The organism is Acidovorax sp. SRI_002 (assembly GCF_057586455.1).
Genome location: NZ_JBYCZW010000011.1, coordinates 1 through 26,549 on the forward strand (window position 1 = coordinate 1; position 26,549 = coordinate 26,549).

The 26,549-nt window shown below is 65.7% G+C and carries 16 protein-coding genes; 8 read left to right on the forward strand and 8 right to left on the reverse strand.

Annotation, left to right across the window (positions count from 1 at the left end; translation table 11 throughout):
* The coding region (locus AC2YJX_RS24745) for a PAS domain-containing protein (protein WP_487257579.1) at positions 1–1,257 on the reverse strand (1,257 nt) is incomplete at its 3' end.
* Between the two features lie 282 nt (positions 1,258–1,539).
* Here AC2YJX_RS24745 and mutS point away from each other — a divergent pair.
* A complete protein-coding gene (gene mutS, locus AC2YJX_RS24750) occupies positions 1,540–4,158 on the forward strand; it encodes a DNA mismatch repair protein MutS (RefSeq protein WP_487257662.1) in 2,619 nt (872 codons plus the stop codon).
* Positions 4,159–4,220: 62 nt separating this feature from the next.
* On the opposite strand, the gene AC2YJX_RS24755 is transcribed toward mutS, so the two are convergent.
* A complete protein-coding gene (locus tag AC2YJX_RS24755; protein WP_487257580.1) occupies positions 4,221–5,429 on the reverse strand; it encodes an alpha/beta hydrolase family protein in 1,209 nt (402 codons plus the stop codon).
* A gap of 319 nt (positions 5,430–5,748) precedes the next feature.
* On the opposite strand from AC2YJX_RS24755, the gene AC2YJX_RS24760 reads away from it, so the two are divergent.
* The 7 genes from AC2YJX_RS24760 to AC2YJX_RS24790 all read left to right on the forward strand — a co-directional run bounded on the left by AC2YJX_RS24760 (position 5,749) and on the right by AC2YJX_RS24790 (position 15,146).
* Entirely contained in the window at positions 5,749–6,576 is an 828-nt protein-coding gene (locus AC2YJX_RS24760; protein WP_010459683.1) for a proteasome-type protease, read from the forward strand.
* A gap of 42 nt (positions 6,577–6,618) precedes the next feature.
* Positions 6,619–7,440, forward strand: coding sequence for an alpha/beta fold hydrolase (locus tag AC2YJX_RS24765; protein ID WP_176888823.1), 822 nt, complete (start codon positions 6,619–6,621; stop codon positions 7,438–7,440).
* Between the two features lie 184 nt (positions 7,441–7,624).
* Complete coding sequence (locus AC2YJX_RS24770) at positions 7,625–8,446, forward strand: carotenoid biosynthesis protein (RefSeq protein WP_055397363.1); 822 nt, start codon at positions 7,625–7,627, stop codon at positions 8,444–8,446.
* Positions 8,443–9,915 (forward strand): oxygenase MpaB family protein, encoded by a 1,473-nt coding sequence (locus tag AC2YJX_RS24775; protein WP_487257581.1) that lies wholly within the window; start codon positions 8,443–8,445, stop codon positions 9,913–9,915. The genes AC2YJX_RS24770 and AC2YJX_RS24775 overlap by 4 nt, the downstream gene beginning before the upstream one ends.
* A gap of 17 nt (positions 9,916–9,932) precedes the next feature.
* Positions 9,933–11,714: a diguanylate cyclase domain-containing protein gene (locus tag AC2YJX_RS24780; RefSeq protein WP_487257582.1), complete on the forward strand. Its 1,782-nt coding sequence runs from the start codon at positions 9,933–9,935 to the stop codon at positions 11,712–11,714.
* A 50-nt stretch (positions 11,715–11,764) separates the two neighbouring features.
* Positions 11,765–13,543, forward strand: coding sequence for a diguanylate cyclase domain-containing protein (locus AC2YJX_RS24785; RefSeq protein ID WP_487257583.1), 1,779 nt, complete (start codon positions 11,765–11,767; stop codon positions 13,541–13,543).
* Between the two features lie 118 nt (positions 13,544–13,661).
* Positions 13,662–15,146: an FAD-binding oxidoreductase gene (locus AC2YJX_RS24790; protein WP_487257584.1), complete on the forward strand. Its 1,485-nt coding sequence runs from the start codon at positions 13,662–13,664 to the stop codon at positions 15,144–15,146.
* 47 nt (positions 15,147–15,193) lie between these two features.
* Here the strand turns inward: AC2YJX_RS24790 and AC2YJX_RS24795 are convergent, their stop codons facing one another.
* The 6 genes from AC2YJX_RS24795 to AC2YJX_RS24820 form a co-directional block, all read right to left on the reverse strand.
* Positions 15,194–16,525, reverse strand: coding sequence for a diguanylate cyclase domain-containing protein (locus tag AC2YJX_RS24795; protein WP_487257585.1), 1,332 nt, complete (start codon positions 16,523–16,525; stop codon positions 15,194–15,196).
* Between the two features lie 393 nt (positions 16,526–16,918).
* The gene (locus tag AC2YJX_RS24800) at positions 16,919–17,764 is read right to left on the reverse strand and encodes a MipA/OmpV family protein (RefSeq protein ID WP_233573352.1); all 846 of its coding nucleotides are present in this window, start codon (positions 17,762–17,764) and stop codon (positions 16,919–16,921) included.
* Positions 17,765–17,774: 10 nt separating this feature from the next.
* Entirely contained in the window at positions 17,775–18,599 is an 825-nt protein-coding gene (locus AC2YJX_RS24805; protein WP_121422620.1) for an undecaprenyl-diphosphate phosphatase, read from the reverse strand.
* 106 nt (positions 18,600–18,705) lie between these two features.
* On the reverse strand, positions 18,706–20,142 hold the full coding sequence (locus AC2YJX_RS24810; RefSeq protein WP_487257586.1) for an efflux transporter outer membrane subunit: 1,437 nt from the start codon (positions 20,140–20,142) through the stop codon (positions 18,706–18,708).
* Positions 20,143–20,151: 9 nt separating this feature from the next.
* Positions 20,152–23,334, reverse strand: coding sequence for an efflux RND transporter permease subunit (locus AC2YJX_RS24815; protein ID WP_487257587.1), 3,183 nt, complete (start codon positions 23,332–23,334; stop codon positions 20,152–20,154).
* Complete coding sequence (locus tag AC2YJX_RS24820; RefSeq protein ID WP_487257588.1) at positions 23,331–26,534, reverse strand: efflux RND transporter permease subunit; 3,204 nt, start codon at positions 26,532–26,534, stop codon at positions 23,331–23,333. The genes AC2YJX_RS24815 and AC2YJX_RS24820 overlap by 4 nt, the downstream gene beginning before the upstream one ends.
* Between the last annotated feature and the right edge of the window lie 15 nt (positions 26,535–26,549).

The window sequence follows — 26,549 nt, forward strand, 5'->3', positions numbered from 1 at the left end:
GAAGAAGGCCAGGCGCTCGATTTCTTGTTCTGCGCGCTTGCGGTCTGTGATGTCCATGGTGAAGCCATGGGACACCACCGAGCCATCGGGCTCGCGGTGCGGAATGGCATTGGTCATGTGCCAGCGCACGCTGCCGTCGGGCATGCGCACACGGTACTCACACTGCCAGGGCACCAGCCTGCGCACCGACGTGATCGCCGAGCGCTGCACCTGAGGCAGGTCTTCGGGCAACACGCGGTGCATGAGCACGCCGTGGTCGGCGGTCACCTGGCTCGGCTCCACCCCCATGAAGTCACGCACCGCATCGCTGATGTACTGCACGCTGGTGCCGCCATCCGCATGCAGTCGGTACTCGTAGATGAAGCCCGGGATGCGGCTGGCAATGCGCTGGATGAACAGCAGCTGCTCGCGCAACTGTTCGGCCGCGCGGTGCTCGTCCGTCACGTCCTGCACCACGCCCATCACCACCTGCACCCCGTCGCGCGGCAACGTGCGCTGCACGCGCGACCGCATCCACCGCACTTCGCCATCGGGCCGGCGCCAGCGGTATTCCACATCCAGGCCGGCACCTGGCATGCGGGCCTTGTCGAACACATGGCGGTCCTCGGGCAGGATGCCGCTCACGGCGCGCTCGGGGTCCACCCATTCCTGCTGTTCGAAGCCAGCGATGTCGCACAGGCCGGGCGACCACAGCAGCACCGTTTCGCCCGGGTCTTCGATGCGGCGCCAATGGCCCGTGCGGGCCAGGCTCTCCATGGTGTTGAAGACCTCGGTCTGTTCGCGCAGTTCGCGGCGCACTTCTTCCAGGGCGCGTTCGGACGCTGCCAGCGCGGCACGCAGGGTTTCGGCCTCGGTGGCATCGCGCACGGTGACCACGATGCAGTCGCTGGTCACACGGCGCGCTGACAGATCCCAGGCCAGCAGCAGCCGACCCGGCTCGCGCACCACCTGGCGGCATTCGAGCGGCGCACCCACGCGGGCCACGCCTTGCAGTTGGTCCATGAGGGGGGTGCCCGCCAGCAGGTCAAACACCTCGCAGGCATCCGCTCCGGGGTTGCGCACCGCCCCCAGGCCGGGCATGCGGCGTGCGGCAGCGTTGGCGGCCAGCAGCAGCAGACGGCCGTGCTGCAGCCGGAACTCCATCAAGGCCACCGGAACGGCATCGACCAGCGCCTGCAGACGCGCCTGCGCCATCGGCTCTATGTGGCCCTCGCCAACGGGGGCAAGGAGATCGGTCAACAGTTCGGACGAGATCACGGTCGCTCTGAAACCTTTGAAGCCTGCGGTGGATAGGAATCCCGCCTGCGCAAGGCGGGGCCGAGGGTCACAGCCAATGTGCCAGCATACAGGCAAGAGTATGTCAAAACGTAACGAACAATAAAAACCTGTGGCATTTGCCCAAGGGAAAACCCGGAGCCCTCCGTGCAGCACGGCGATCACCGTATCCGCCTGGGCCAACGGGCTCCGCCCCCTGCCGCATGCAGTGCAGGCCCGTGGAGCGAACTGCTACAGTCCACGCCTCATTTCTCGGCCCCCAGCATGTCCGACACGCTCGAACACCACACCCCCATGATGCAGCAGTACCTCGCCCTCAAGGCCGGGTACCCTGAAACGCTCCTGTTCTACCGCATGGGCGACTTCTACGAGGTCTTCTGGCAAGACGCCGAGAAGGCCGCGCGGCTGCTCGACATCACGCTCACGCAGCGCGGCCAGTCGGGCGGCCAGCCGGTGGTGATGGCGGGTGTGCCCTTCCATGCACTGGAGAACTACCTGGCGCGCCTCATCAAGATGGGCGAGTCGGTGGCCATTGCCGAGCAGGTGGGCGAGGTGGGCGCCAGCAAGGGCCCCGTGGAGCGCAAGGTGGTGCGCGTGGTCACGCCCGGCACGCTGACCGACACGGAGCTGCTGTCCGACAAATCCGAATCGCTGCTGATGGCCGTGCACCAGGCGCCGCGTGCGCGCTGTGGACTGGCCTGGCTGAGCGTGACGCAGGGCCGCGTCTTCCTGGCCGAATGTGCGCAGGACGAACTGGGCGCCTGGCTGGCGCGCGTGGCGCCCAGCGAGCTGATCTACAGCGCGGGCGTGACAGAGCGCTTTGAGCAACAACTGCAGGTGCTGCGCCAGGGTGGCGCCTTCACCTGCCCCATGAGCCCCCGGCCCGACTGGCAATTTGACAGCGCCTTGGGCGAACGCAAGCTGCTTGAAAACCTGGGCGCCGCCAGCCTGCAGGCCTGGGGCGCGCAAGACCTGGGCGAATCGCACGCCGCCGCCGCCGGGCTGCTGACCTATGCCGAGCACACGCAGGGCCGCACGCTCACCCACGTGCACAGCGTGCAGGTGCAGCGCAACGACGACCTCATCGACCTGCCCGCCACCACGCGGCGCAACCTGGAACTGGTGAAGACTTTGCGTGGCGACGATACTCCCACGCTGTTTTCGCTGCTCGACACCTGCATGACCGGCATGGGCAGCCGCCTGCTCAAGACCTGGCTGCTGGAGCCACGCCGCGACCGCACCGAGGCACGCCAACGCCTGTCGGCCACCACCGCCCTGCGCGGTGCGGGCGGCGCTGGGGGCGGCAGTGGCCCGTGGGCCTTGCTGCGCGGCGAACTCAAAGGGGTGAGCGATGTGGAGCGCATCACTGCCCGCATCGCGCTGCGCCAGGTGCGCCCACGTGAACTTGTGGGCCTGGGCAAAACGCTACAAAAAGCAGAGCTACTAGCGCTGAATGGACAAGCGCTAGAGCCCTATTTGATTCAAATTTTCGGCTACCTGCAGCCGCCAGAGGGCTGCACCGGTCTGCTACAGGCCGCCATTGCCGAAGAGCCCGCCGCCCTGGTGCGCGACGGCGGTGTGATCGCCAACGGCTTCGACACCGAGCTGGACGAGTTGCGCGCCATCCAGACCAACTGCGACGCCTTCCTGCTGGATCTGGAAACCCGCGAGAAGGCGCGCACCGGCATCCCCAACCTGCGCGTGCAATTCAACAAGGTGCACGGCTTCTATATTGAAGTGACCGGCAGCCACCTCGACCGCGTACCCGACGACTACCGCCGCCGCCAGACGCTGAAGAACGCCGAGCGCTTCATCACACCCGAGCTGAAAACCTTCGAGGACAAGGCCCTGTCCGCCAACGAGCGTGCCCTGGCCCGCGAGAAGTGGCTGTACGAACAGATCCTCGACCAGCTCCAACCCCACGTGCCCGCCCTCACCCGCCTGGCCCAGGCGCTGGCCACGCTGGATGTGCTGTGCACACTGGCCGAACGCTCGCTCACGCTGAACTGGTGCGCGCCGCAGTTCGTGCCCGAGCCGTGCATCGAGATCGAGGGCGGCCGCCACCCCGTGGTCGAAGCCCGTCTGGCTGAGACATCCAGCGGCAGCTTCATCGCCAACCATACGCGCCTGAACGCCAACACGCGCATGCAGGTCATCACCGGCCCCAACATGGGCGGTAAATCAACCTACATGCGCCAGGTCGCGCTGATCGTGCTGCTGGCCAGCATGGGCAGCCATGTGCCCGCCGCGAGCTGCCGCCTGGGGCCCATCGACGCCATCCACACCCGCATCGGCGCGGCGGACGACCTGGCCAATGCGCAATCGACCTTCATGCTGGAGATGACCGAGGCCGCGCAGATATTGCACGCCGCCACGCCCCACAGCCTGGTGCTGATGGACGAGATCGGCCGGGGCACCAGCACGTTCGACGGCCTGGCGCTGGCCAGCGGGATTGCCACGCACCTGCACGACAAGACCCGCGCCTTCACGCTGTTTGCCACGCACTATTTCGAGCTGACGGAGCTGCCCGCCAAGGCGCGCCACGCGATCAACATGCATGTGAGCGCCACCGAGAGCGGCACCGACATCGTCTTCCTGCACGAGATCCAGCCCGGCCCGGCCAGTCGCAGCTACGGGATTCAGGTGGCCAAGCTGGCGGGCATGCCCTCGCCCGTGCTGCACCATGCAAGGCATGCGCTGGCGGCGCTGGAAGAGCGGGCGGGCGAAGATGAATTGCAGGTGGACCTGTTCGCTGCGCCCGAGGTGCCTGAGAGTGCGGGCGCCAGCCCGCTGGAAGCTGCGCTGGCAGGCATCAACCCCGACGCGTTGAGCCCGCGCGAGGCGCTGGATGCGCTGTACCAGCTCAAGAAGATGGCGGGCTGACGCAGCCACGCAACCCAGCGGGTAGCACTCCCCACCAAGGCGAGCCCCGCCACCTGCCCGGCTTAAAGATCCTGCGCCACCGGCGCCAGCTGCCCCAGCATGAAGGTGATGAACGGCGGCACACAGGGCAGGTGCCCGGCCACCGGTTGTGCGCGGCATTCAGTCAGGCTGACCAGATCGCCCGCGCCGCGACTTTGCATCGCGCGCACGGTGCTGACCGAGCTGGCGTAGGGCACGGTGCGGTCATCGCGGCCGTGGTACAGGCGCATTGGCACATTGGGTTTCCAGTCGTAGACGTTGCTGGCGCTGGCCAGGGCCAACACGTCGTCGGCCAGGAAGTGGTCGATGAAACGTGTGTCGTAGGCCACATCGGCATCGCCCGGGATCAGCGCGCGCAGCAGCAGGCGGCGCACCTCACGCTGCACGCTGCCGCCCAGGTAACGCAGGAAGCCCGGGTTGATGAGCGCGCCGATCACCGGCTGTTCTTGCCGCACCAGGTCCACCAGGCCATCCATGGTGGTCTGCACGTTGTAAGGCCCCGCGCCCGGCACCACCATGCGCAGCTGTTGCAGGTGGGGCGAAGCGCTTGCTTGCAGCGCGCGGTGTGTGGCCATGGTGACGTAGCCGCCTTCGGAGTAGCCGGTCAGAAAGAGCTGCCCGTTGTCCGCCACGTTGGCCTGGCCGCGCCAGGTGCGGGTGGCGGTCAGAAAATCCACCGTGGCGGCTGCGGACGGCGCCGCCAGCAGGTAGGGGTGGGGCGTGCCCTTGGAAGCGCCAAAGCCCACGTAGTCGGGCGCCAGCACGATATAGCCCAGTGACGCGAGCACCACCGCCACCTCGGACGCAACCGCGTTGTTGCTGGGCGCCTCGGCATCGCGAAAGAGGGTGCCATGCTGGTAACTGAGCACCGGGCTTTTGGCGCCCGCTGGCTTTTGCGGAACGCTGACCAGCCCCGAGGCGCGCACCTCTTTGCCGTCGGCATCGGTGGTGAGGTACTCGATCCGGTAAGAAGTGACGCTGTAGCGCGGCACCACGTCCTGGGCCAGCGACTCCTTGGCGGCCAGCGCTGCAGCGATATCAGCGGCCGGCACGGTGCCAAGCAAGGCGGCGGATTCAAGCTGGCCGGAACGCGCCGGTGCGGGAGGTGGCTCCGGAGTGTTGCCGCCATCGCCGGGGTCTTGCGCGCTGCCCCCGCCACAGGCCGCCAGCAATGCCGCCAAGGCCAGCGCGCAGGCGCGGCGGGTTCCAGACAAGATCAGTGGGTTCAACACGGCAAGGCCCCTCCAGGTGAAGCGGCGGATGATAGGAGCGACGGGCACACACCGCCTGGCCCGCAAGCAATAGCCCTTTACCCCCGGGGCGGCAGTTGCCTTGGCTGCCGCCGGAACTTCGGGTGAATGCAAAAGGTTGGGATCTGCCAATTCTTGAGTAAAAATGGCCTCCAGCGCTTGTCCACCAAGCGTTGGTTGCTATCAATACAGGATACCGGCTACGGCACACGCGATGACTGGCCCGCACTCTGCCCAGGGGTGCCTTCCCACGCCGGACTAAACTCGCGGGTTCCCCTCTTACAACGACCCCACTTCTTCCATGACGTATTGCGTCGCCATCAAACTCAACGCCGGGCTGGTTTTCCTGTCCGATTCGCGCACCAATGCCGGCCTGGACCAGATCAGCTCTTTCCGCAAGATGATGGTCTATGAGAAGGCGGGCGACCGCTTCATGGTGCTGTTATCGGCAGGCAACCTGTCCATTTCACAGTCGGTGCGCGAGATCCTGCAGACCGAGCAGCTCAAGGACGGTGACTCGGGCGAGACGATCTCGATCTGGAACGCCAAGAGCATGTTCGACGCGGCCCGCGTGCTCGGTGCTGCGGTGCGCCATGTGCACGAACGCGACGGCGCAGCACTCAAGCGCTCGGGCGTGGACTTCAATGTGTCCATGGTGTTCGGCGGCCAGATCAAGGGTGAGGGCATGCGCCTGTTCCAGGTGTATTCGGCTGGCAACTTCATCGAGGCCACGTCCGAGACACCGTACTTCCAGGTCGGCGAATCCAAATACGGCAAGCCCGTGCTCGACCGGGTGCTCACCCCCGAAACCCCGCTGGACGAAGCCGCCAAGTGCGCGCTGGTGTCCATGGACAGCACGCTCAAGTCCAACCTGTCGGTGGGCCTGCCGCTGGACCTGGTGGTGTACGAGGCCGACAGCTTCTCGACCTCCAAGGTGGTCTGCATCGACGAGAACAACCCCTACTTCCGCATGCTGCACGACAGCTGGGGCCAGAAGCTGCGCCAGGTGTTCGACAGCATCGAAGACCCGGCCTGGGGGGGTGGCGCCACGACCGTGCCCATCATGGTGAACCCAGCCCGCAGCAAGCCGCTCAAGAAGATCACCAACCACACCGACAAGCTCATCTGATTTCTCTGACGGCGGGGTTCGCCCTGCCCCGCCGGTATCCCCATGCTCCCCATCGTTTTCTCGCACGCCAACAGCTTCCCGGCCAGCACGTACCGCGTGCTCTTCCAGCACCTCAAGGCCCGGGGGATTGAGGTCAGCGCGGTGGAACGCTACGGCCACGACCCCAAGTACCCGGTGACCAACAACTGGCCCCATCTGGTGCAGCAGCTGGCAGACTTCGCCACGCCGCAGGTGGAGCGCCTGGGCCAGCCTGTATTTCTGGTGGGGCATTCGCTGGGCGGCTTTTTGAGCGTGATGGCCGCCGCCCGCCACCCCCACCTGGTGCGCGGTGTGCTGTTGATCGATTCGCCCCTGCTGGGCGGATGGAAGGCCAACGCGGTCGATGTGGCCAAGCGCACGCAGGTCGTGGGTTCCATCTCGCCGGGCAAGGTCAGTCGGCAGCGGCGCTTCAGCTGGGCCAGCAACGAAGAGGCGCTGGAACACTTTCGCAAGAAGAAGGCCTTTGCGCACTGGGACCCCGAAGTGCTGGGCGACTACATCACCCACGGCCTGGTGGACCACGACGGCAAGCGCGTGCTGGGCTTTGACCGCGCGGTGGAAACCGCCATCTACAACACGCTGCCGCACAACCTGGGACGGCTGCTCAGCACCCACCCCCTGCAGTGCCCGGCCGCCTTCATCGGCGGGCGCGATTCGGACGAGATGCGGCAGGTGGGCATGGCGATGACGCTGCGCATCACCCAGGGCCGCACCATGATGCTGGACGGCAGCCACCTGTTTCCGATGGAGCAACCCATGGCCACGGCGGCGGCCATTGAGGCGGCGCTGCTCAATCTGGCGGCGCTGAACCCGGTCAAGCACTGACGACCCACCCGCAGTGTTGGGGGGCTGCGGGGTTTGGGGCGGCATAGCACCCAATACCTCCTGCAATGCCCCGAATAGCGCCGAAAAGCCCCGCCAAGACGGCCTTCGATCAGGGCAAACAAGGTTCGCCCGGAGTGGAGCAATCCCCTACACTGGGGGAGTTGTTACAGTGTGATACACCCCCATGCCCACCCTGCCTCACTTTGCCTCGCGATTGCCTGTGCTCAGCTATGTGCTGCTGGCCGTCTATCTGGTCATCCTCGCAGTCCGCACCCACAACGACACCACCATTGCCCTGGTGATTGCCTCGGTCGTGATGTTTGCCTGCTGCTGGGCCAGTGCCACCCATTTGCTGGGCGCGCGGCCAGCGCTGCAGTTTGTGCTGATTGCCGTGAGTTTTGGCTGGTTTGCCGAGCAGATGGGCTCCTCGCGCGGCTGGTTCTTTGGCCAGTACACCTACACCGACGTGCTGGGTCCCCGTCTGGGGGACGTGCCCCTGGTCATCCCGCTGATGTGGTTTTCGCTGACCTATGCGGGGTATGTGATCTGCAACCTCATCGTCTGGCAAAGCGCGGTGGACGGCGCGCGGGGCCTGGGCAATGCCGCCATGCTGTCATTTCTGGCAGCGATGATCGTCACGGCGTTTGATCTGGGCGCCGACCCTTACATGGTGTACACCCTCAAGGCCTGGATCATGACCAAGACCGATGGCGCATGGTTTGGGGAGACGGTGCAGGGGTTTTTTGGCTGGGTGTTCGTGTCCTTCGTCATCATCTTCGGTTTCCGCATGTCGGTTCGCAAACAGGCCCTGCAGCCATCCAGCCCGTTCTTGCGCCACCATGCCCTGGTTCCGCTGGCACTGTATGGGAGCAATATGGTGTTTCAGATGATCCTGGGCAATCCGGTGGAAATCCGCTCCATTGCGCCGTTTGCGATGGGCATCCCCTTGTTGTGCGCGCTGGCCGGGTACCAGCGCTGGGCAGCCCCCGCAAAGGCCAGCGTATGAACCAGAACACGTCACACTCCAACGCCATCTCGGACGCCGAACTGGCGAGCATGCAGCACCACGCCGACCCCCTGGCCGACCAGACCATCGCCGACATCCTGGGCGACTGGCCTGAAGGGGACGTCGCGGTGGATGCGCCGCAATGGGCGCGCATCGACACCGTGAACCGCCTGTTCGGCCAATGGACGGACAACAAGAGCCTGGTGGGCTGGACTGCCCAAGGTGACGGGGTGGATGCAGCCATGGCCCGGGCGCTGAACCACTACGTGCAGACCGCGCAAGTGCTGCCGTCGTGGGCCGATGCGAAAAAGATCGAGCGTGCCGAGAAGCTGTTCATGGAACATGGGGCGCTGTCGTGCATCCTGCTGTTTTGCGCCAGCCTGCCCGAGTGTTATGTGATCCCCGACCTCTCCAGCGTGCTGCACACCTCGGGCCAGCTGGAGCAGAACGCCGAGTACCGCATACGCTCAACGGCGGCGATGATCTTCCCCGTGATGCTGCGCGGTGGCCTCAGCCAGCGCGGCGCGGGCGTGGCGCAGGTGCTCAAGGTGCGGCTGATCCACGCCACTATCCGCAACCTGATCCTGCACGGCAGCCCGCAAAGTGCCGTCAAACAGCTGCTGGCCGGGGGCAGCGGGCAGGTGGCGGCACAAGCCCTGCCCAGCGGGGGCGGGCGTCAGGCCATGTTCCAGACGCTGTACGCCCGCGGCTGGAACCTGAAAGGCGATGGACTGCCCTGCAACCAGGAAGAGCTGGCCTACACCTTGCTAACGTTTGGCTATGTGTTTTTGCGCAGCTTGCGCCGCTTGGGGCTGAGGTTGCGCACGGCCGACGAAGAGGCCTACCTGCACGCCTGGAACGTGGTGGGCCACATCCTGGGCATCGACCGGGCCTTGATGGTGGACACCATGGACCAGGGCCAGGCCCTGATGGCGCGCATGCAGGCCCGGGGCCGCGCCGAACCAGTCACACCGGACCCCCGCCCTGCCCTGGGCCGGGCGTTGATGCAGACCATGGAGAACTCGCTGCCCTGGAACATTGTGAAACCCTTTCCCGAACTCATGACCCGCTACCTGTGCGGGCGCGACACAGCCAGCGACCTGGGCCTGACCCAGCCTGTGCCGTGGCCATCGGCGCTGCTGTTCTGGGGGATGTTGCTGCTCGCCCGTGCCATCGACACCGTGCTGCGCCTGGTGCTGCCCCGGTTCTCGATCGTGAGGACACTCACGCGCATCCTGGGCTACCACTTCATGAGCCGCGTGCTGATGAGCCAGACCCGCCCCCTCCAACTGCCCACCGAGTTGCTCAACCAGGTGGACGAGGTGGTGCACAGCTGGAGCGATGACCCCCACGCGCCGGGTTGGATCAACCGGATCGAAGACCGGCTGACGACGCGCGGCAGCTGGAGCGCGGGCCTGGCCGCCCAGGCCCCTGCCGCACACCCCGCCCAGGCGCAGCAACCCACATAGCCGTTGTTCCCACGCCAATGTCCCCGCTGGTCTGCGCCCTCCTGAAGATCACCCGGCTTGGTCGTGCGCGCTGCGGCGTGGCGTCCAGCCTGCTTTGGCTGCTCGTCCTCATGGCTCTGCCTGCGGGCGTGCAGGCGAACGCGCCTCTGGTGCTGACGCAGGATCGGCCGCAGATGAATGCCTGGGAAGCCATCACGCTCAAGGCCGATCCCACGTACCAGCTTTCGGTGCAGGACATGCTGGGCCGCCTGGATGAGTTCAAGGCGCCTGCCCGGCGCGGTGGCTCGCTGGGTGTGCACAAGGCAGCCATGTGGCTGCACATTCCCATCGTCGCGCCCAAGACACCGCGCGCCCCCTGGATGGTGGATATCGGCTACAGCTCGCTGCAGGCCGAGATTTACCTGGTCCGTGGCGGCCGGGTGCTCCAGCAGGTTCGCACCAGCCAGCGTGATCAGATGCAGCTATCCAGCCGCACGCCAGCGATGGCATTCGACCTGCAGGCCGGACAGGCTTACGACCTGCTGATACGGGTGCAAGCCACCGGACCACTGATCCTGCCCATCACGGTCGGCGAAATGCCCTACCAGATGCACCAGGCCCTGCGCGAGCAGATGTTGCAGGGTCTGCTCAACGGGCTGGCGTTGTGCCTGCTGGCGTACAGCCTGATCCAGTGGTTCACGCAGCGCGAGCACTTGTTCGGCTTTTATGCACTGGTGGTGCTGGGCAGCGCGGGTTTTTCGCTGCAGTTCTTCGGCATTGGCGACCAGTTTTTATGGCCGGGCAATCTGTGGATGAGCCGGTATGCAGGACTGGCCGCTGGGTTGATTGCCCTGGCGGGCTCGTTCCTGTTCCTGAGTGCCGCACTGGCAGACAACCCGCAAAGCCGGTACGCACGCGCCATGCGCGCAGGTGCAGCGATCACAGCAGTGGTCTGCGTTGCCGTCACGCTGGGCTGGCTGAGCATCGCCATCGCCATCGCCTTCATGAGTCTGGTAGGCCCCCTGCCTTCTCTCATCAGCGTGCCTGCTGCCATCACGCGGGTGCGGCAAAAAGACCCCATCGGCACCACCCTGCTGGCGGCCTGGATTGCCTACGGTGTGGCTGCCGCACTCATGGTGTGCCTGGTGCAGGGCTGGGTGCCCGCGAACTTCTGGACGCTGCACTCATTCCAGTTCGGCGCCACGCTGGACATGCTGCTGTTCTTGCGCGTCATGGGGCTGCGCGCCAGAGCCATGCGGATGAAAGCACAGGAGGCGCTGCGCGAGCGCGACATCATGCATTCGCTGGCGCACAGCGACCCACTGACAGGTCTGAGCAACCGGCGTGGGCTGCAGCATGCGCTGCAACTTGCGCTGTCTTCCAGCTCACCAAGCCATCTGGTCGCGGTGTACCTGATCGATCTGGACGGGTTCAAGCCCATCAATGACTCACATGGCCACGATGTGGGCGACGACCTGCTGGTGGCTGTGGGCAAGCGGCTGCAAGCCAGTGTCCGCCAGCAGACCGACCTGGTAGCAAGGCTGGGCGGGGATGAATTCATCGTCATGGCCTGCCATCTCGAAAGTCCGCACCATGCCGAAGAGCTGGGCCGATCCCTGCTGCACGCTTTCGATGCGCCGTTCTCCCTGGGCGACCTGAACCTGAAGGTGGGGCTGACCATCGGCTATGCCCTGGCCCCCCTGGACAGCGACGACCCCCATGGGTTGATCCGTCGTGCCGATGCAGCCATGTATGCCGGCAAGCAAGGGGGCAAAAGCTCCATCCTGCGCAACAGTGGCGAACTGGCGCTTGCACCATGACACAGGCCTCCTGCACCGAGGCGCCTTGCCTATACTGAACCAGCCCGACTATGCCCCGCCGTCACCCCACGCCGAACTGGCCCCGGCCCCACCACCTCCCTTGGCTGGCTCTGCTCTGGGCGTTGATGGTCTGCCCCTGGGCGTGGGCAGGTAGCTCCCCCTTGCTGCTGAACGACGAGCAGGGAGCCATCGATGCGTGGCCAGCCGTCACGCTACTGAGCGATCCCAGCCTTCAGCTTTCAGTGGAAGATGTACTGGCGCAGTCCGATAAGTTCACCCCGCCCCCCAGCGTGGGCGCCACGTTGGGGGTGAGGCCCGATGCAGTCTGGCTGCGCATCCCGTTCGAAGTGGCCTCGACGTCTGACGCCCAGTGGATCCTGGATATCAACCACTCCGACCTGAACCACATCGGCGTCTACCTCACGACCAGCGGCTATGTGGTCCAGCAAGCAACCCTGGGCAGCCTGCACCCTTACGCGCACCGTCCATTGCAAAGCCGATCCCACGCGCTCACGCTGAATCTGAGGCCCGGGTTGCAGTACGAACTGCTGGTGCGCATCCAGACCCGGGGAGCGATGATCCTGCCAATCTCGTTCTACAAGCCTGCGGCCATGCTCAGCAAGGCGGTCAACGAGCAAATGCTGCAGGGCGTATTGACCGGGTTGGCCCTGTGCCTGCTTGTGTACAGCGTGGGCCAGTGGCTGAGCCTGCGCGAGCCCCTGTTCATCTACTACGCATTGCTCACATCCGGCAGCCTGCTGTTTTCGATGCACCTGTTCGGCGTGGGCCGACAGTTCCTCTGGAGCGACAGCCTCTGGCATGAAGTCCACATGGGAGGGCTCTCTGCCTTGCTCGCCACCTGTGGTTCGTTCCTCTTCATCGGACAGGCCCTGTCGGAGCCCGACTCCAACAAACGCTTTCTGCGCTTCATGCGCTGTGGAGCGGCACTGTGTGTGCTCCTTGCACTGGCATACGGACTGGATGCCATCTCCACCCGCGCCATTGCAGCCATTGTGAGCATCCTGGGCCTGGTACCCGCCCTGATGGGCATCCCGGGTGCGGCACGCCGTGCGATCCGGGGTGATGGGGTTGGCACCAGCCTGCTGCTGGCCTGGTTGGTCTACTTCATTGCGACCGCAATCGTCATCGGCGTCATCAACGGCTGGGTGCCGGTGAATTTCTGGACCTTACATTCCTTCCAGTTTGGTGCAACGCTGGACATGCTGCTCTTCATGCGCGTGCTGGGCCTGCGCACCAAGGCATTGCGGCTGGAGGCGCTGGATGCCAACCGCGAGCGCGACGCGATGCACTCGCTGGCCCATACCGACCCCTTGACCGGCTTGCCCAATCGGCGTGGCCTGAGCATTGCCCTGGCCTCCGCCCTGCCCCATAGTGGCCCCAACAGCCTGCTGGCCGTGTACGTGATGGACCTCGATGGTTTCAAGCCCGTCAACGACCGGCACGGCCACGATGTGGGCGATGAACTGCTGATCGCCGTGACCCGTCGGCTGCAAGGCCATGTGCGCCAGAGTGACGTGGTAGCGCGCCTGGGCGGCGATGAATTTGTGGTGATGGCAGGCCACCTTGGCAGCAGCCAGCAAGCCCAGGAGCTGGGGCTCAAACTGCTGGAAGCTTTTCGCACCCCTTTCTCGCTGGGCGATCTACAGGTGGAAGTGGGCTTGACCATCGGCTACGCGATTGCACCGGATGACAGCAACGACGCACTGGGCCTGCTGAAGCTGGCGGATGCGGCAATGTACAGCGGCAAGCAAGGGGGGAAATTCTGCCTTCGCCGCAACACCGGGGACCTGGCGCTGTCGTCGGCCTGAGCGCTACCAGTGCACACCGCACCCTGCGGCTGAGCCCCAAGGGCCATTCCGAACTGGTCAAACGGCCTGGCTTCCGTTAAACACGGGGCTTCGCGTTACCACCCAAGGATTGTTCACCATGGCCCATCGCAAAAGTCCCGCCCGCATTGCCAAGGACGCCCGCATTGCGCATTTTCAGTCGCTGGCTACACGCCAGGCCGCACCAAACGCACCGGGCGCAACCCTGACCTGGGACGCCGTGGCTGCGCTGGAGGCCAAGCTGGTGGGCCGCATCGTGCTGCCATCCAGCCCCGACTACAACGCTGCACGGCAAGAGTCCAACCCCGCGTTTCAGGCTTATCCGGAGATCATCGTCTACTGCGCGTGCGAACACGACGTGCTCGAATGCCTTGCCGTGGCCCGCACCTACAACGTGTGGGTGGCCGTGCGCTGCGGCGGGCACAGCACGGCAGGCTACTCCGTCAACAGCGGCATGGTGGTGGACCTGAGCGACCTGAAAGGCGTGGTGCTGGACCCACCCCGCGAACGCGTGCATGTGCTGCCGGGCACCGATTTCGACCATTTCAACGGCGCCATGAACCATACCGGCTGGCATGTACCCACGGGAGCGTGTGGCAGTGTGTGCGTAGGGGGTTTCGTGCAGGGTGGCGGCTACGGCTATACGTCGCGGGCCTTCGGCATCCAGAGCGATCTGGTGGAATCGTTCCGGGTGGCGCTGGCCAACGGCACCATCGTCACTGCCAGCGCGCAGGAAAATCCAGGCCTCTACTGGGCCATGCGGGGTGGCACGGGCGGCAACTTTGGTGTGCTGTTGCAGGTCACCTACCGCATGCACCGGCTGGACCAGGTCTGGGCCTGGGCCATCAGCTGGGACGCCGCGCATGCCGCCGAAGTCCTGACGACGATGCAAGCCCACTACATGAAAACCGGCGCACCCGATGCCCTGGGCTACATGATGAATCTGGGCTACCAGAACAGTACGCCGGTCTACATGGTGCAAGGCATGTTCTGCGGCACGCGCGATGAGGGCATGAAGGCCATTGCACGCCTCATGGCAGTACCAAGCGCACAGCTGCTGGTGGACAAGACGGGCACCTACCCCGACATGAACATCTGGCTGGAAGACCACCCCTACACCTTGCCAGACAACCTGCCCGACGGCGTGGCGGAGACCAAGGCCTGCGGCTACATCAGCACTCCGCTGTCAACAGCCGACTGGCAACGCATCATCGATTACTTCAAGACCTCGCCCAACCCCTGGTCGCTGGCTTATCTGGAACCCTATGGCGGCGCCATCAACCGCTATCCGGTGGCCGACAGCGCTTTCATCCACCGCCACGTGGATGCGGACCTCGTGGTGGACGTGTTCTGGACCAATGACACCGAGCGGGCCCAGATGGAAGCCTGGCTCGATGGGTTCATGAACCTGGTCAAACCCTTCCTGAACGGCCACGTGTACCAGAACTATCCCGACGCAAGCCTGCAGGACTTTGCCCAGGCCTATTGGGGCCCTGCATACCCGCAGCTTCAGCAGGTCAAGGCCCAGTACGACCCCGGGAACTTCTTCCACTTTCAGCAGAGCGTCCGGCTGCCACAGAAATAAGGAATGCAGATCCTGAGAGAAGCCCTCACGGACAAGAGCTCCAGCGCTCAGGAAGAGGCCGCTTCAGCGTAATGGAGCCGGCCTTTGCCCGCGCGTTTGGCCGAGTACATCGCCTGGTCGGCGCGGTTCATCAGGGCGTCGATATCCCCCTCCAGCGGGGGATACACGGCCACGCCAATGCTGGCGCCGATGAAAAGATCGCGCCCTTCCACAGCCATGGGCTGGTGCAATGCCTCGATGATGCGGTGGCCGATGGTGTCGGTCACATCGCGGGTGACATCGCGGTCGAGCATGACCAGGAATTCGTCGCCACCCAGGCGTGCCATGGTGTCGCCCGCACGCACCGTGCTGGCAATGCGCTGGGCCACAATGCGCAGCACTTCATCACCTGCGCGATGGCCTTCGGCGTCGTTCACCCCCTTGAACCCATCGAGGTCGATGAACAGCAAGGCCACAGACCCGGCATTGCATCGCGCCTGCGTCAGGGACTGCTCCAGACGGCTCTGAAAAGCTGCACGATTGAGCAGGCCCGTGAGTGAATCGTGGTTGGCCAAATAGTGCTGCTGGCGGGCGATCTGGATCTTGGCCGAGACATCCTGGACCAGCGCCATGATCGATGTGACCTGCCCCTGGGCGTCGGTCAGTGCGGAGTTGAACCACTCGCAATGCACTTCGCTACCGTCCTCCCGCACAAAGCAGGTCTCCGCGCGGTTCTGGGACTCCTGCCCCGACTGCAGGCGCTGTAGCGCACTCTGAAGCCCATCGTCCTGAAGTGAAGGATCCACAAGTTCCGTCAGCAACCGCCCCTCCAGCCCCGCCACCTGCAGCCAGCCCATGAGCTGCACAGCGCGCTGCGAACAGTGCAGGAGCCTAAGGTTATGGTCCATCTCCAGCACCGCAAGCGGGCTGTTTTCCATGTGCGAGGAAAGCCGCTGGTTGGCAGCGCGCAGCGCATTCATGGTGACCTGCAGTTCATGAACGTCGAGCGCCGTGGTGATGAAGCCGTCCACCAGCCCCTGCCGGTTGTGCCAGGGGGTCAGGCAGATGGTGCGCCATTCATCAATGCCATACGGTGTGCGCAGAAGGCGCTGGTACTGCACCCGCTCGCCCCGCAGCACACGCTCGACGAAGGGCATGAATCGGGCGCAGTCGCTCTCGCCATACACCTCGACCAGGGTTTTCCCCACCAACTGCTGGGGCACGGCGCCGAACCAGCGGGCGTATTCCTCGTTGACATAGATCATGGTCAGACTGCGGTCGATCACGGCCATGGTGGCACCCGCGCTGCGTGTGATCAGATCCAGCAATTCAGCCTTGGACCAGGAATCCTGATGGAAGGCTGTGGGGGGCTGCGACAACTCAGGCTCGTCTTGCATCATGCGGCGATAGCCCCGGCGGGGAGATGGTCATCGACAGAGGGGGCGATCCAACGCTGCACCTTCTTCACGGTGGCCGCTTTGCATCGCCCTGCTACAGGTAACAGTGTGTCAGCACCAGCTTATCACTTTCGGCCCATGGTGCCCCCGCAGGCCCCACGGGCCTTTCGCAAAAGGCCAGCTCCCGCACGGTGTTGCACGCTAGTCCACTGAAACCGAGTAATCGGCTGTGCGCCGAGGTGGCAGCGGGTGCAGCGCAAGGCGCGGGCCTTGCCAAGGCTGGCCGCCTTGGCAAGGCCCGCAACGCAGCGATGCTGCCTGCTGCCACCCCGGCCCGAAAGGTGAGGGCCTGGCAGGGCCGCCCTCACGCACAGCCGATTTCTCGGTTTCAGTGGACTAGCGGCAGCAACGATATGCCAGGCCGACGGACACGGAATACCCTGTGGGCTCGACGGTGAGCGGGCTGCGGCGGGCGTCGCCCTTGAGCTGCGATACACGCGCCGCACCCAGAATCACCCAGTGGCGATTGATGGCCGACATGACCTCCACACCGGCATCCACGCTGTACAGGCCTGCGCCCGGATCAAAGGCAGGCAAGGCCCCGGAACCACCCGCAGGCACGCCAAAATGACCGCGCAGATAGGTGCGATCCCCAAAGCTCGCGCCTGCGCCGAAAGTGACTTTGGTCTGCTCGGTCACGGGCCAGGTATAGCCCACGCTGGTGGACAACTGCGCGCCGCCGTCGCGCCCCAGAATGTCCTGCGAAAGCCCGGCGCCCACAGACCACCGTGGCGTCAGCGCATACCCAGCGCTCACCCGCGCGCGCAGCGTGGACCGGACCGAGGGCAACCCCACCAGGATCGGTGCGTCCGAGCCGTCACGGCCTTTGTCGATGCGCAGCGAGGCGCTCAGGTTGAATTGATCTCCCTGCGCCAGCGTGGCGCTGGCACCCGATTCGCGCGGACCCAGCCCATGTCCCATGAAGGCGCTGCCACGCGAGGTACTGAGCCTGAAACGTCCATATTCGATGGCCCATGCGGGCCGCAAGCTGTTCTTGCGCCCATCACCGCCCGCGTAGTCCGGGCTGGAGCCCACGATGGCGCCCAGCGCGTAGTTGAACAACGGTTTGGGCGGCTCTTCGGCCGCAGGCGCATCCGCTGCGTGCGCCGCCGGCCAGGAGCACAGGCAGGCCAGCAACGAAGCACAAGAAACCAGGGGTGCAATGGGGGCAAAACGGCTCATGGGTGGATTATCAGTCCGCCCACTGCACCCATCCAGTCCATGCTGTCACCAGAACAACGATGCCAAACACGATGCGGTAGTACGCAAACGGTACAAAGCTATGGGTACTGATGTAGCGCAACAACCAGCGCACACACAGCCAGGCGCTCAGGAAAGAAAAGACCAGCCCGGTGATGAACATGGGCAGATCGGCCACCGACAGCAGCGCGCGCTCCTTGTACAGGCTGTACACCCCCGCGCCAATGAGCGTGGGAATGGCCAGAAAGAACGAAAAATCGGTGGCTGCCTTGCGCGACAGGCCCAGCAGCATGCCCCCGATGATGGTGGAGCCGCTGCGGCTGGTGCCCGGCACCATGGCGAGACACTGCACCAGGCCCACCTTGAGGGCGTCCAGCGGCGTCATGTCATCCACCGACTGGATGCGGGTGGCCGCAGGAGATCGGCGCTCTGCCCACAAAATGATGAAGCCCCCAATGATGAAGGTGCTGGCCACCACCACAGGGGTAAACAGATGGGCCTTGATGGCTTTGCCAAACAACAGGCCCAGCACCACTGCGGGCAAAAACCCGATGAGCACATTGAGTACAAACCGCTGCGCCTGCCGCTGCGTGGGCAAGGCCACCAGCGTGGCGCGGATCTTCTGCCAATACACCAGGATCACCGCAAAGATGGCACCGGTCTGGATGGCAATGTCAAACACCTTGGCCTTGGCATCATCAAATCCCAGCAGAGAGCCCGCCAGGATCAGGTGCCCCGTGGAAGAAATGGGCAGGAACTCCGTCAGGCCTTCGACCACGCCCATGATGGCAGCCTTGACCAGCAATACAACGTCCACGCACACTCCTTGAGAAAATTTGAATCAAACAAGGCTCTACCGCTTATCTATCAAGCGCTAGCAGCTATCAAAACAGGAGTATATGCCGAGCAGCCCCGCGCAGCCTTCAGGCGGGGGGCTGCCACCGCGCCTGCCACCCGCCCCCCAGCGCCTGCACCAGCGCCACCACGGCCAGCTGGCGGTTGACCTGCAGCTGCAGCAGGGCGCGCTGGGCAGACAGCGCTGACACTTGCGCGGTCACCACCTCGGTGTAGCCCACCTGCCCTTCGCGATAGCGGTTGAGCAGTTGCTGCGCCGTGCGCTCGGCGGCCGATACGGCCTCGCGCCGCAAGGGCTCCTGTTCTCGCAGGGTGCGCAGCACGGTGAGCTGGTCTTCCACGCTCTGGAAGGCCGTCAGCACGGTCTGGCGGTAGACGGCCACACGGGCATCGCGTGCAGCCTGCGCCTCCTCCACGCGGGCGGCGGTGGCACCTGCATCAAACACAGTCTGTGCAATGGACAGCCCCAGCGACCACACAGTGCCCGACGCCTTGAACAGATCCGCCACGCTGCTGCCACCGCTGCCGAGGGTGGCGCCCAGGCTCAGGCTGGGAAAGTACGCCGCGCGCTGGATGCCGATCTGCGCGTTGGCAGCGGCCACGGCCCGCTCTGCCGACGCGATGTCGGGGCGGCGCTGCAGCAGGGTTGAGGGGACGCCTGGTGGCACCTCGGGCACTTGGGCCACCCACGGCGCACTGGGCACGACAAAGTCGGAGGGCGCCTGCCCCGTCAGCACCGCCAGCGCGTGCTCGAACCGCGCCCGGTTCTGGCGCGCGGTGGCCAGGTCGGCCCGCGCGTTTGCCAGTTGGGTCTGCGCCTGCAGCACATCGGTCTGGGCCACCACTCCGGCGGAATAACGATTCCTGGCGATCTGCAGGCTGCGCTCGTAACCCTCCACCGTGGCCTGCAGCAGCCCGATTTCCGCATCGGCCTCGCGCAACTGGAAATAGGCAGAGGCCAGGCTGCCCACGGCGGACAGGCGGGCCGACGCAAGGTCGGCCTCGCTGGCTTGCGCACTGGCCTGGGCATTGTTGACGCCGCTTTCGAGCCGCCCCCAGAGGTCCGGGGCCCAGTCCACCCCCAACGAGGCTTGGGTCGTGGTGCCGGACCGGCTGGCGCCCTCGCCACCCGAACGCGTGGCACCGCCCGACAGGCTGACGGAAGGCAGCAGCCCCGCGCGCTGCTGCCGCACCACGGCCTGCGCCTGGGCATAGGCAGCCACTGCGGCGGCAATGTTCTGGTTGGATAGCTGCACCTGCTCCGCCAGCCGGTTCAGCTCGGCGTCTCCGAACAGCTCCCACCAGGGTCCACGGTCCAGCGCGTCGGCAGGCGCGGCTGGCGCCCAGGTGGCGCCCGCCTCCTTGAACGTGGCCGGCACAGGCATCTCGGGGCGCTGGTACGGCGGAGTGACGGAGCAGGCAGACAGCAGCGTCAGCGCGAGCCCGAGGCTGGCCCAGCGTGCGGCGCGTGCACCCGGTACGAGGGGGATGAAGGGACGGGTCATGGTGCGTAATCAGACAGCGGCACCGGGGGATCCGGCGCGGCTGAGTTGTTGTTCGTTGGGTGCGGGCTTGCGCAGCTTGTCGAGCAGCACATACACCACCGGCGTCGTCAGCAAGGTGAGCAACTGGCTCGCGATGAGCCCGCCGATGATCGCCACGCCCAGCGGCTGGCGCAGCTCCGAGCCCTGGCCGAAGCCGATGGCCAGCGGCAGTGCACCCAGCGCAGCAGCCATCGTGGTCATCAGGATGGGGCGAAACCGCAGCAGGCAGGCTTCGCGCACGGCCTCCAGGGCCGTGAGCCCGCGCGCGCGCTCGGCGTCCAGCGCAAAGTCGATGATCATGATCGCGTTCTTCTTGACGATGCCGATCAGCAGGAACACGCCGATGAGCGCAATGATGGTGAACTGCATGTTGAACAGCAGCAGCGCCAGCACGGCGCCCACCCCCGCCGACGGCAGCGTGGTGAGCACCGTAATCGGGTGGATCAGGCTTTCATACAGAACACCCAGCACGATGTAGATCACCACGATGGCGGTGAGGATCAGGAACAGCTGTTGCCCCTGCGACTGCTGGGCGCTGAGCGCCGTGCCCTGGAAGCTGCCGCGCACGTTGGTGGGCATGGCAATGTCGGCCTCGGCCTGCTCGATGACCTGGCGCGCCTGCGCGAGCGAGGTTCCGGGGTCGATGTTGAACGAGATGGTAGTGGCCAGCTCGCCATCCTGGTGGCTGATGGACGTGGGTGACGCCCGCTCCACCACGCGCGCCACGGCGCTCAGCGGCACCATGGTCGATGCCGCAGTGCTGATGACATTGCCCGTGGACGCACCGCGCTGGCCCGGGTTGGCGGCCGTCCCCGTGGCACCGGTCGGGTTGCTGGCCACGTAGATATCTTTCAGGGCCGGCGGGCCCCGGGTGTACTCCGGCGCCCACTCCATGATGACGGCGTACTGGTTGAGTTCGCCATAGATGGTGGCCACCGAACGCTGGCCGAAGGCGTTGTACAGCGCGTTGTCGATGGCCGAGGCGCTCACGCCCAGGCGCGAAGCGCTGTCGCGGTCCACCTCCACATAGGTCTCCACGCCGTTCTCCGCCTGGTCGGTGTCCACGTCCTTGAGCAGGCTTTCGTCCTTGAGCCGGTCGGCCAGCTTGCCCGCCCATTGCTTGAGGTCCGCCATGGTGTCGCTCTTGAGCGTGTACTGGTAGGTGGAGTTGCTGGAGCGCCCGCCCATGCGCAGGTCCTGCACGGGGTTCAGAAACACCCTGAGGCCGGTGATCTGGTTGAGCTGCGGCCGCAGCCGCGCAATGACGGCCGGTGTGCTGTCCGTGCGCTGCTTCAACGGTTTGAGGTTCACAAACATGAACCCACCCCCGGCCCGGCTGCCACCCGAGAAGCCGACGACGGTGTCCACCGCTGGGTCCTTGCGGATGATCTCCACGGCCTGGCGCAGCTTGCGCGCCAGGGCTTCGGACGAAATGCTCTGGTCGGCCCTGAGGCCCGCGTTGAGCTGGCCGTTGTCCTGCTCGGGGAAGTACCCTTTAGGGATCTTCGCGAACAAGTACACGTTGAGCCCGATCACCGCCAGCAGGATGAGCACCACCAGGCCTTTGCTGGCCAGGGCCCAGTCCAGGCTGTGTCCATACCCGCGCAGCACGCCCTGGTAGCCGCGCTCTGCCCACCGCGCCAGGCGCGACGGGGGCTTGTCGCTGGCCGGGTCGTGCGCCCGCAGCAGCCACGCACACATCATGGGCGTGGTGGTGAGCGAGATCACCAGCGAAATCATCACCGCCGCTGACAACGTGATGGCGAATTCGCGGAACAGCCGCCCCACCTGGCCGTCCATGAACAGCAGCGGAATGAACACCGCCACCAGCGACAGGCTGATGGACAGCACGGTGAAGCCCACCTCCCGCGCACCCTGCAGCGCGGCCTGCATGCGGTCCATGCCGGCCTCGATGTGGCGCATGGTGTTTTCCAGCACCACGATGGCATCGTCCACCACAAAACCTGTGGCCACGGTCAGCGCCATCAGGCTCAGGTTGTTGAGGCTGAAGCCCAGGAAGTACATCACGCCGAAGGTTCCCAGCAGCGACACCACAGTGGCCACCGCCGGGATCACCGTGGCCCGCGCCTTGCGCAGGAAGAGGCCCACCACCAGCACCACGAGGGCGATGGAGACCATCAGGGTCAGCTCGATTTCATGCAGGGAGGAGCGGATGGAGTTGGTGCTGTCCGACGCCACGGCCACCTGGATGTCCTGCGGCAGCTGGGCCTGCAGGTCGGGCAACAGCGCGCGCACGGCATCCACCGTTTCGATGATGTTGGCACCCGGCTGGCGCGTGACCAGCACGATGATGGCGGGGTCGCCGTTGAACAGCCCCACGGTGCGGCGGTTTTCCACCCCGTCCACCACGCGCGCCACATCCCCCAGCCGCACGGCGGCATTGTTGCGCCAGGCGACGATGAGCGATTCGTACTCTGCCGCCTTGCGCGCTGGCGATGGCGTGTAGATCTGCAGGCGGCGCCCGTCGCCCTCGATGGCGCCCTTGGGCCGGTTGGCGTTGGAGGCCTGGATGGCAGCGCGCACGTCTTCGGTGCTGATGCCGTAGCGGTTGAGCGCAAAGGGCAGCAGCTCCACCCGCACGGCGGGCAGCGAGCCGCCGCCAATCTCCACCTCGCCCACACCGTCCACCTGCGACAGGCGCTGGCTCACCACGTTGGAGACGGCATCGTAGATCTCACCCGGCGTGCGCGTCTTGGATGTCAGCGCCAGAATGATGACGGGTGATGCCGCCGAGTTGCGCTTTCGGTACGTGGGGTTGCTGCGCAGCGTGGCGGGCAGGTCGGCCCGCGCCGCGTTGATGGCGGCCTGCACCTCGCGCGCGGCCGCGTCGATGTTGCGGTTCAGGTCGAACTGCAGGCTCACACGCGCCGATCCGTTGGAGCTGGTCGAGGTCATTTCGTTGACCCCGGCAATCACCCCCAGCCGCCGCTCCAGAGGGGTGGCCACGCTGGTGGCCATGGTTTCGGGGCTGGCGCCCGCCAGGCTGGCCGAGACCGAAATGGCCGGATAGTCCACCTGCGGCAAAGGCGATACGGGCAGCACAAAAAATGCGGCGATCCCCGCCAGGGCCACGCCAATGGTCAGCAGCACGGTGGCGACCGGCCGCTCGACGAAGGGGCGCGAGAGATTCACGACACCTCCCCGGCCTGGACCGGCGCCGCCGCCGTGCCCCGGCCCGTCCAGCGGCGGCCCAGCCGGTCAAACGCCAGATAGATCACCGGCGTGGTGAAAAGGGTGAGCATCTGGCTCAGGATCAGGCCGCCAAAAATCGCCAGCCCCAGGGGCCGGCGCAGTTCCGCGCCCTCGCCCCAGCCCAGCATCAGCGGCAGCGCGGCAAACAGCGCTGCCAGCGTGGTCATGAGGATGGGGCGAAAGCGCAGCAGCGCGGCCTGGTGGATGGCCTGCTGCGGCCCCATGCCCTGGTGGCGCTCGGCGTCGATGGCGAAGTCGATCATCATGATCGCGTTCTTCTTGACGATGCCGATCAGCAGGATGATGCCGATGATGCCGATCACCCCCAGGTCGTTGCCCGACACCATGAGCGCCAGCAGCGCCCCCACCCCGGCGGAAGGCAGGGTGGAGAGGATCGTGACCGGGTGGATATAGCTCTCGTACAGCACGCCGAGCACGATGTACACGCACACCATGGCCGCCAGGATGAGCCACAGCTGGCTGGATAGCGATTTTTCGTAAGCCCCGGCAGCCCCCAGGAACTCCATCGACAAGCCCTGCGGCATCCCGATTTCCTTCGCGGCAGCGCGGATGGCGTCCACCGCACTGCCCAAGGACACGCCCTCGGCCTTGTCAAACCCCAGCGTTGCCGCCGGGTACTGGGCCACGCGCGTGATCTGCAGCGGCGCCAGTTGCTCGCGGATGGTGGCCACAGCCGCCAGCGGCGTGGGCGTGCCGGAGCCTGTGCGCAGCTGCAAGGTGCCCAGAGCCTCAGGCGTGTTCATGCCTTCCTGCTGGGCTTCCAGGATCACGCGGTACTGGTTGGTCTCGGTGAAGATGGTGGACACGATGCGCTGGCCAAACGCGCTGTAGAGCGTGTCGTCCACGCTGCTGGCCGTGACCGACAGGCGGGATGCCGTGTTGCGGTCAATGTCCACAAAGGCCGACAGGCCCTGCGCGCCCGCATCGGTCGTGGCGTTGCGCACCTTGGGCTCGCGCTGCAGTCGCTCGGCGAGCTTGCGGGTCCAGTCGTTGACCTGCGCGGCATCCACACCGCCAATCGACACGCGGTACTCGGTGGGGCCGGTTTCCGCATCGATCGTCAGATCCTGCGTGGGCTGCAGGTACAGCGTGACACCCGCCACCGACCGCACACGCTCACGCAGCCGCTGCATGATGGCTTCCTGCCCGTCGCGGTCAGGCTTGAGATTGATCAGCATGCGCCCGGCGTTGAGCATGGTGTTGTTGGCCGCATCCACACCCACAAACGAGCTGAGCGACAACACGTCGGGGTCTTGCAAGATGGCGCGTACGGCGGCTTGCTGGAGTTCACTCATGCGGGCGTACGAGACATCCTGCGACGCCTCGACGCGCGCCTGCAGTTGCCCGGTGTCCTGCGTGGGAAAAAGCCCCTTCGGGATGACCACATACAAGAGCGCCGTGAGGGCCAGCGTCATCACCGCCACCACCAGCGTGGCGCCCTGGTGGCGCAACACCCACTGCAGCCAGCGGTCATAGCCGCCAATCACCCGCTCGAAACCCCTGTTGATACGGCCCGCCACGCCCTTCGGGCCCCCAGCGGGCTCGGCGCGCAGCCAGCGCGCAGCCATCATGGGCACGAGGGTGAGCGACACCACGCCCGAGATGAGAATGGTGATGGCCAGCGTGACCGCGAACTCGCGAAAGAGCCGGCCGACCACATCGCTCATGAAGAGCAGCGGGATCAGCACCGCGATCAGCGACACCGTGAGCGAGATGATGGTGAAGCCAATCTGCGTCGCGCCCTTGAGCGCCGCCTGGAACGGCGGCTCGCCCTCCTCCAGATAGCGCGCGATGTTCTCGATCATCACGATGGCATCGTCCACCACAAAGCCGGTGGCAATCGTCAGCGCCATCAGGCTCAGGTTGTTGAGGCTGTAGCCCAGCAGGTACATCACGCCGCAGGTGCCAATGAGCGAAATGGGCACGGCCAGGCTGGCAATCACCGTGGCGCGCAGGCTGTGCAGAAAGAAGAAGATCACCAGCACCACCATGAGCACGGCCAGCACCAGTTCCAGCTCCACATGGTGGACCGAGCCCCGGATGCCCGTGGTGCGGTCCGACAGCACCTGCACCTTGAGCGATGCGGGCAGGCCCGCCTGCAGCTCGGGCAGCAGCTTCTTGATGTTGTCCACCGTGGCGATCACGTTGGCGCCCGGCTGGCGCTGCACGTTGAGGATGATCGCTGGAGTGATGGAAGCCCCCACGCTCCCCACTTCGTGTGGTTCGCTGCCCCCCGGGGGGACGTCCGCTTGCTTGGGGCGGCCCGGCGCGGCGCGGAGGGGGTCGTTGACCCCCGCCCACGCGCCCAGCCGGTTGTTCTCCGCACTCTCCACCACACGCGCCACCTCCAGCATGCGCACCGGCGCGCCGTTGCGCCACGACACGATGAGGTTCTTGTAGTCGTCCACCGTCAGCAACTGGTCGTTGGCATTGATGGTGTACGAGCGCTGCGGGCCGTCAAAACTGCCCTTGGCACTGTTGGCGTTGGCCGACGTGATGGCCGTGCGCAGGGTATCGAGGCCAATGCCGTACGACGCCAGCGCCTTGGTGTCGGCCTGGATGCGCACGGCAGGCCGCTGCCCACCCGCCAGCGACACCAGCCCCACACCGGAAACCTGGCTGATCTTCTGCGCCAGGCGCGTGTTCACCAGATTCTGCACTTCGGTGAGCGGCAGCGTGTCAGAGCTGATGGCCAGCGTGAGCACCGGCGCGTCGGCAGGGTTCACCTTGGCGTAGACCGGCGGTGCGGGCAGGTCTGCAGGCAGCAGCGAATTGCCCGCGTTGATGGCCGCCTGCACCTCCTGCTCGGCCACATCCAGCGCCAGCCCCAGGCCAAACTGCAGCGTGATGATGGACACCCCCGAGGCGCTGGTGGACGCCATGCGCGTGAGCCCAGGCATCTGGCCAAACTGGCGCTCCAGCGGCGCACTCACCGTGCGGCTCATGACCTCGGGGCTGGCACCCGGGTACAGGGTCTGCACCTGGATGGTGGGGTAATCCACCTCGGGCAAGGCCGACAGCGGCAGAAAGCGGAAACCCACCAGCCCTGCCAGCACGATGGCAATCATCAGCAGCGCAGTGGCCACGGGCCTTTCAATGAATGGACGTGAAGGACTCATGTTGTCGTGTCGCGC

Excerpts from the sequence above, each read along its gene's own strand:
- mutS (WP_487257662.1), top strand. The coding sequence starts at position 1,540 with ATGTCCGACACGCTCGAACACCACACCCCCATGATGCAGCAGTACCTC.
- AC2YJX_RS24760 (WP_010459683.1), top strand. The coding sequence starts at position 5,749 with ATGACGTATTGCGTCGCCATCAAACTCAACGCCGGGCTGGTTTTCCTG.
- AC2YJX_RS24765 (WP_176888823.1), top strand. The coding sequence starts at position 6,619 with ATGCTCCCCATCGTTTTCTCGCACGCCAACAGCTTCCCGGCCAGCACG.
- AC2YJX_RS24770 (WP_055397363.1), top strand. The coding sequence starts at position 7,625 with ATGCCCACCCTGCCTCACTTTGCCTCGCGATTGCCTGTGCTCAGCTAT.
- AC2YJX_RS24775 (WP_487257581.1), top strand. The coding sequence starts at position 8,443 with ATGAACCAGAACACGTCACACTCCAACGCCATCTCGGACGCCGAACTG.
- AC2YJX_RS24780 (WP_487257582.1), top strand. The coding sequence starts at position 9,933 with ATGTCCCCGCTGGTCTGCGCCCTCCTGAAGATCACCCGGCTTGGTCGT.
- AC2YJX_RS24785 (WP_487257583.1), top strand. The coding sequence starts at position 11,765 with ATGCCCCGCCGTCACCCCACGCCGAACTGGCCCCGGCCCCACCACCTC.
- AC2YJX_RS24790 (WP_487257584.1), top strand. The coding sequence starts at position 13,662 with ATGGCCCATCGCAAAAGTCCCGCCCGCATTGCCAAGGACGCCCGCATT.
- AC2YJX_RS24795 (WP_487257585.1), bottom strand. The coding sequence starts at position 16,525 with ATGATGCAAGACGAGCCTGAGTTGTCGCAGCCCCCCACAGCCTTCCAT.
- AC2YJX_RS24800 (WP_233573352.1), bottom strand. The coding sequence starts at position 17,764 with ATGAGCCGTTTTGCCCCCATTGCACCCCTGGTTTCTTGTGCTTCGTTG.
- AC2YJX_RS24810 (WP_487257586.1), bottom strand. The coding sequence starts at position 20,142 with ATGACCCGTCCCTTCATCCCCCTCGTACCGGGTGCACGCGCCGCACGC.
- AC2YJX_RS24820 (WP_487257588.1), bottom strand. The coding sequence starts at position 26,534 with ATGAGTCCTTCACGTCCATTCATTGAAAGGCCCGTGGCCACTGCGCTG.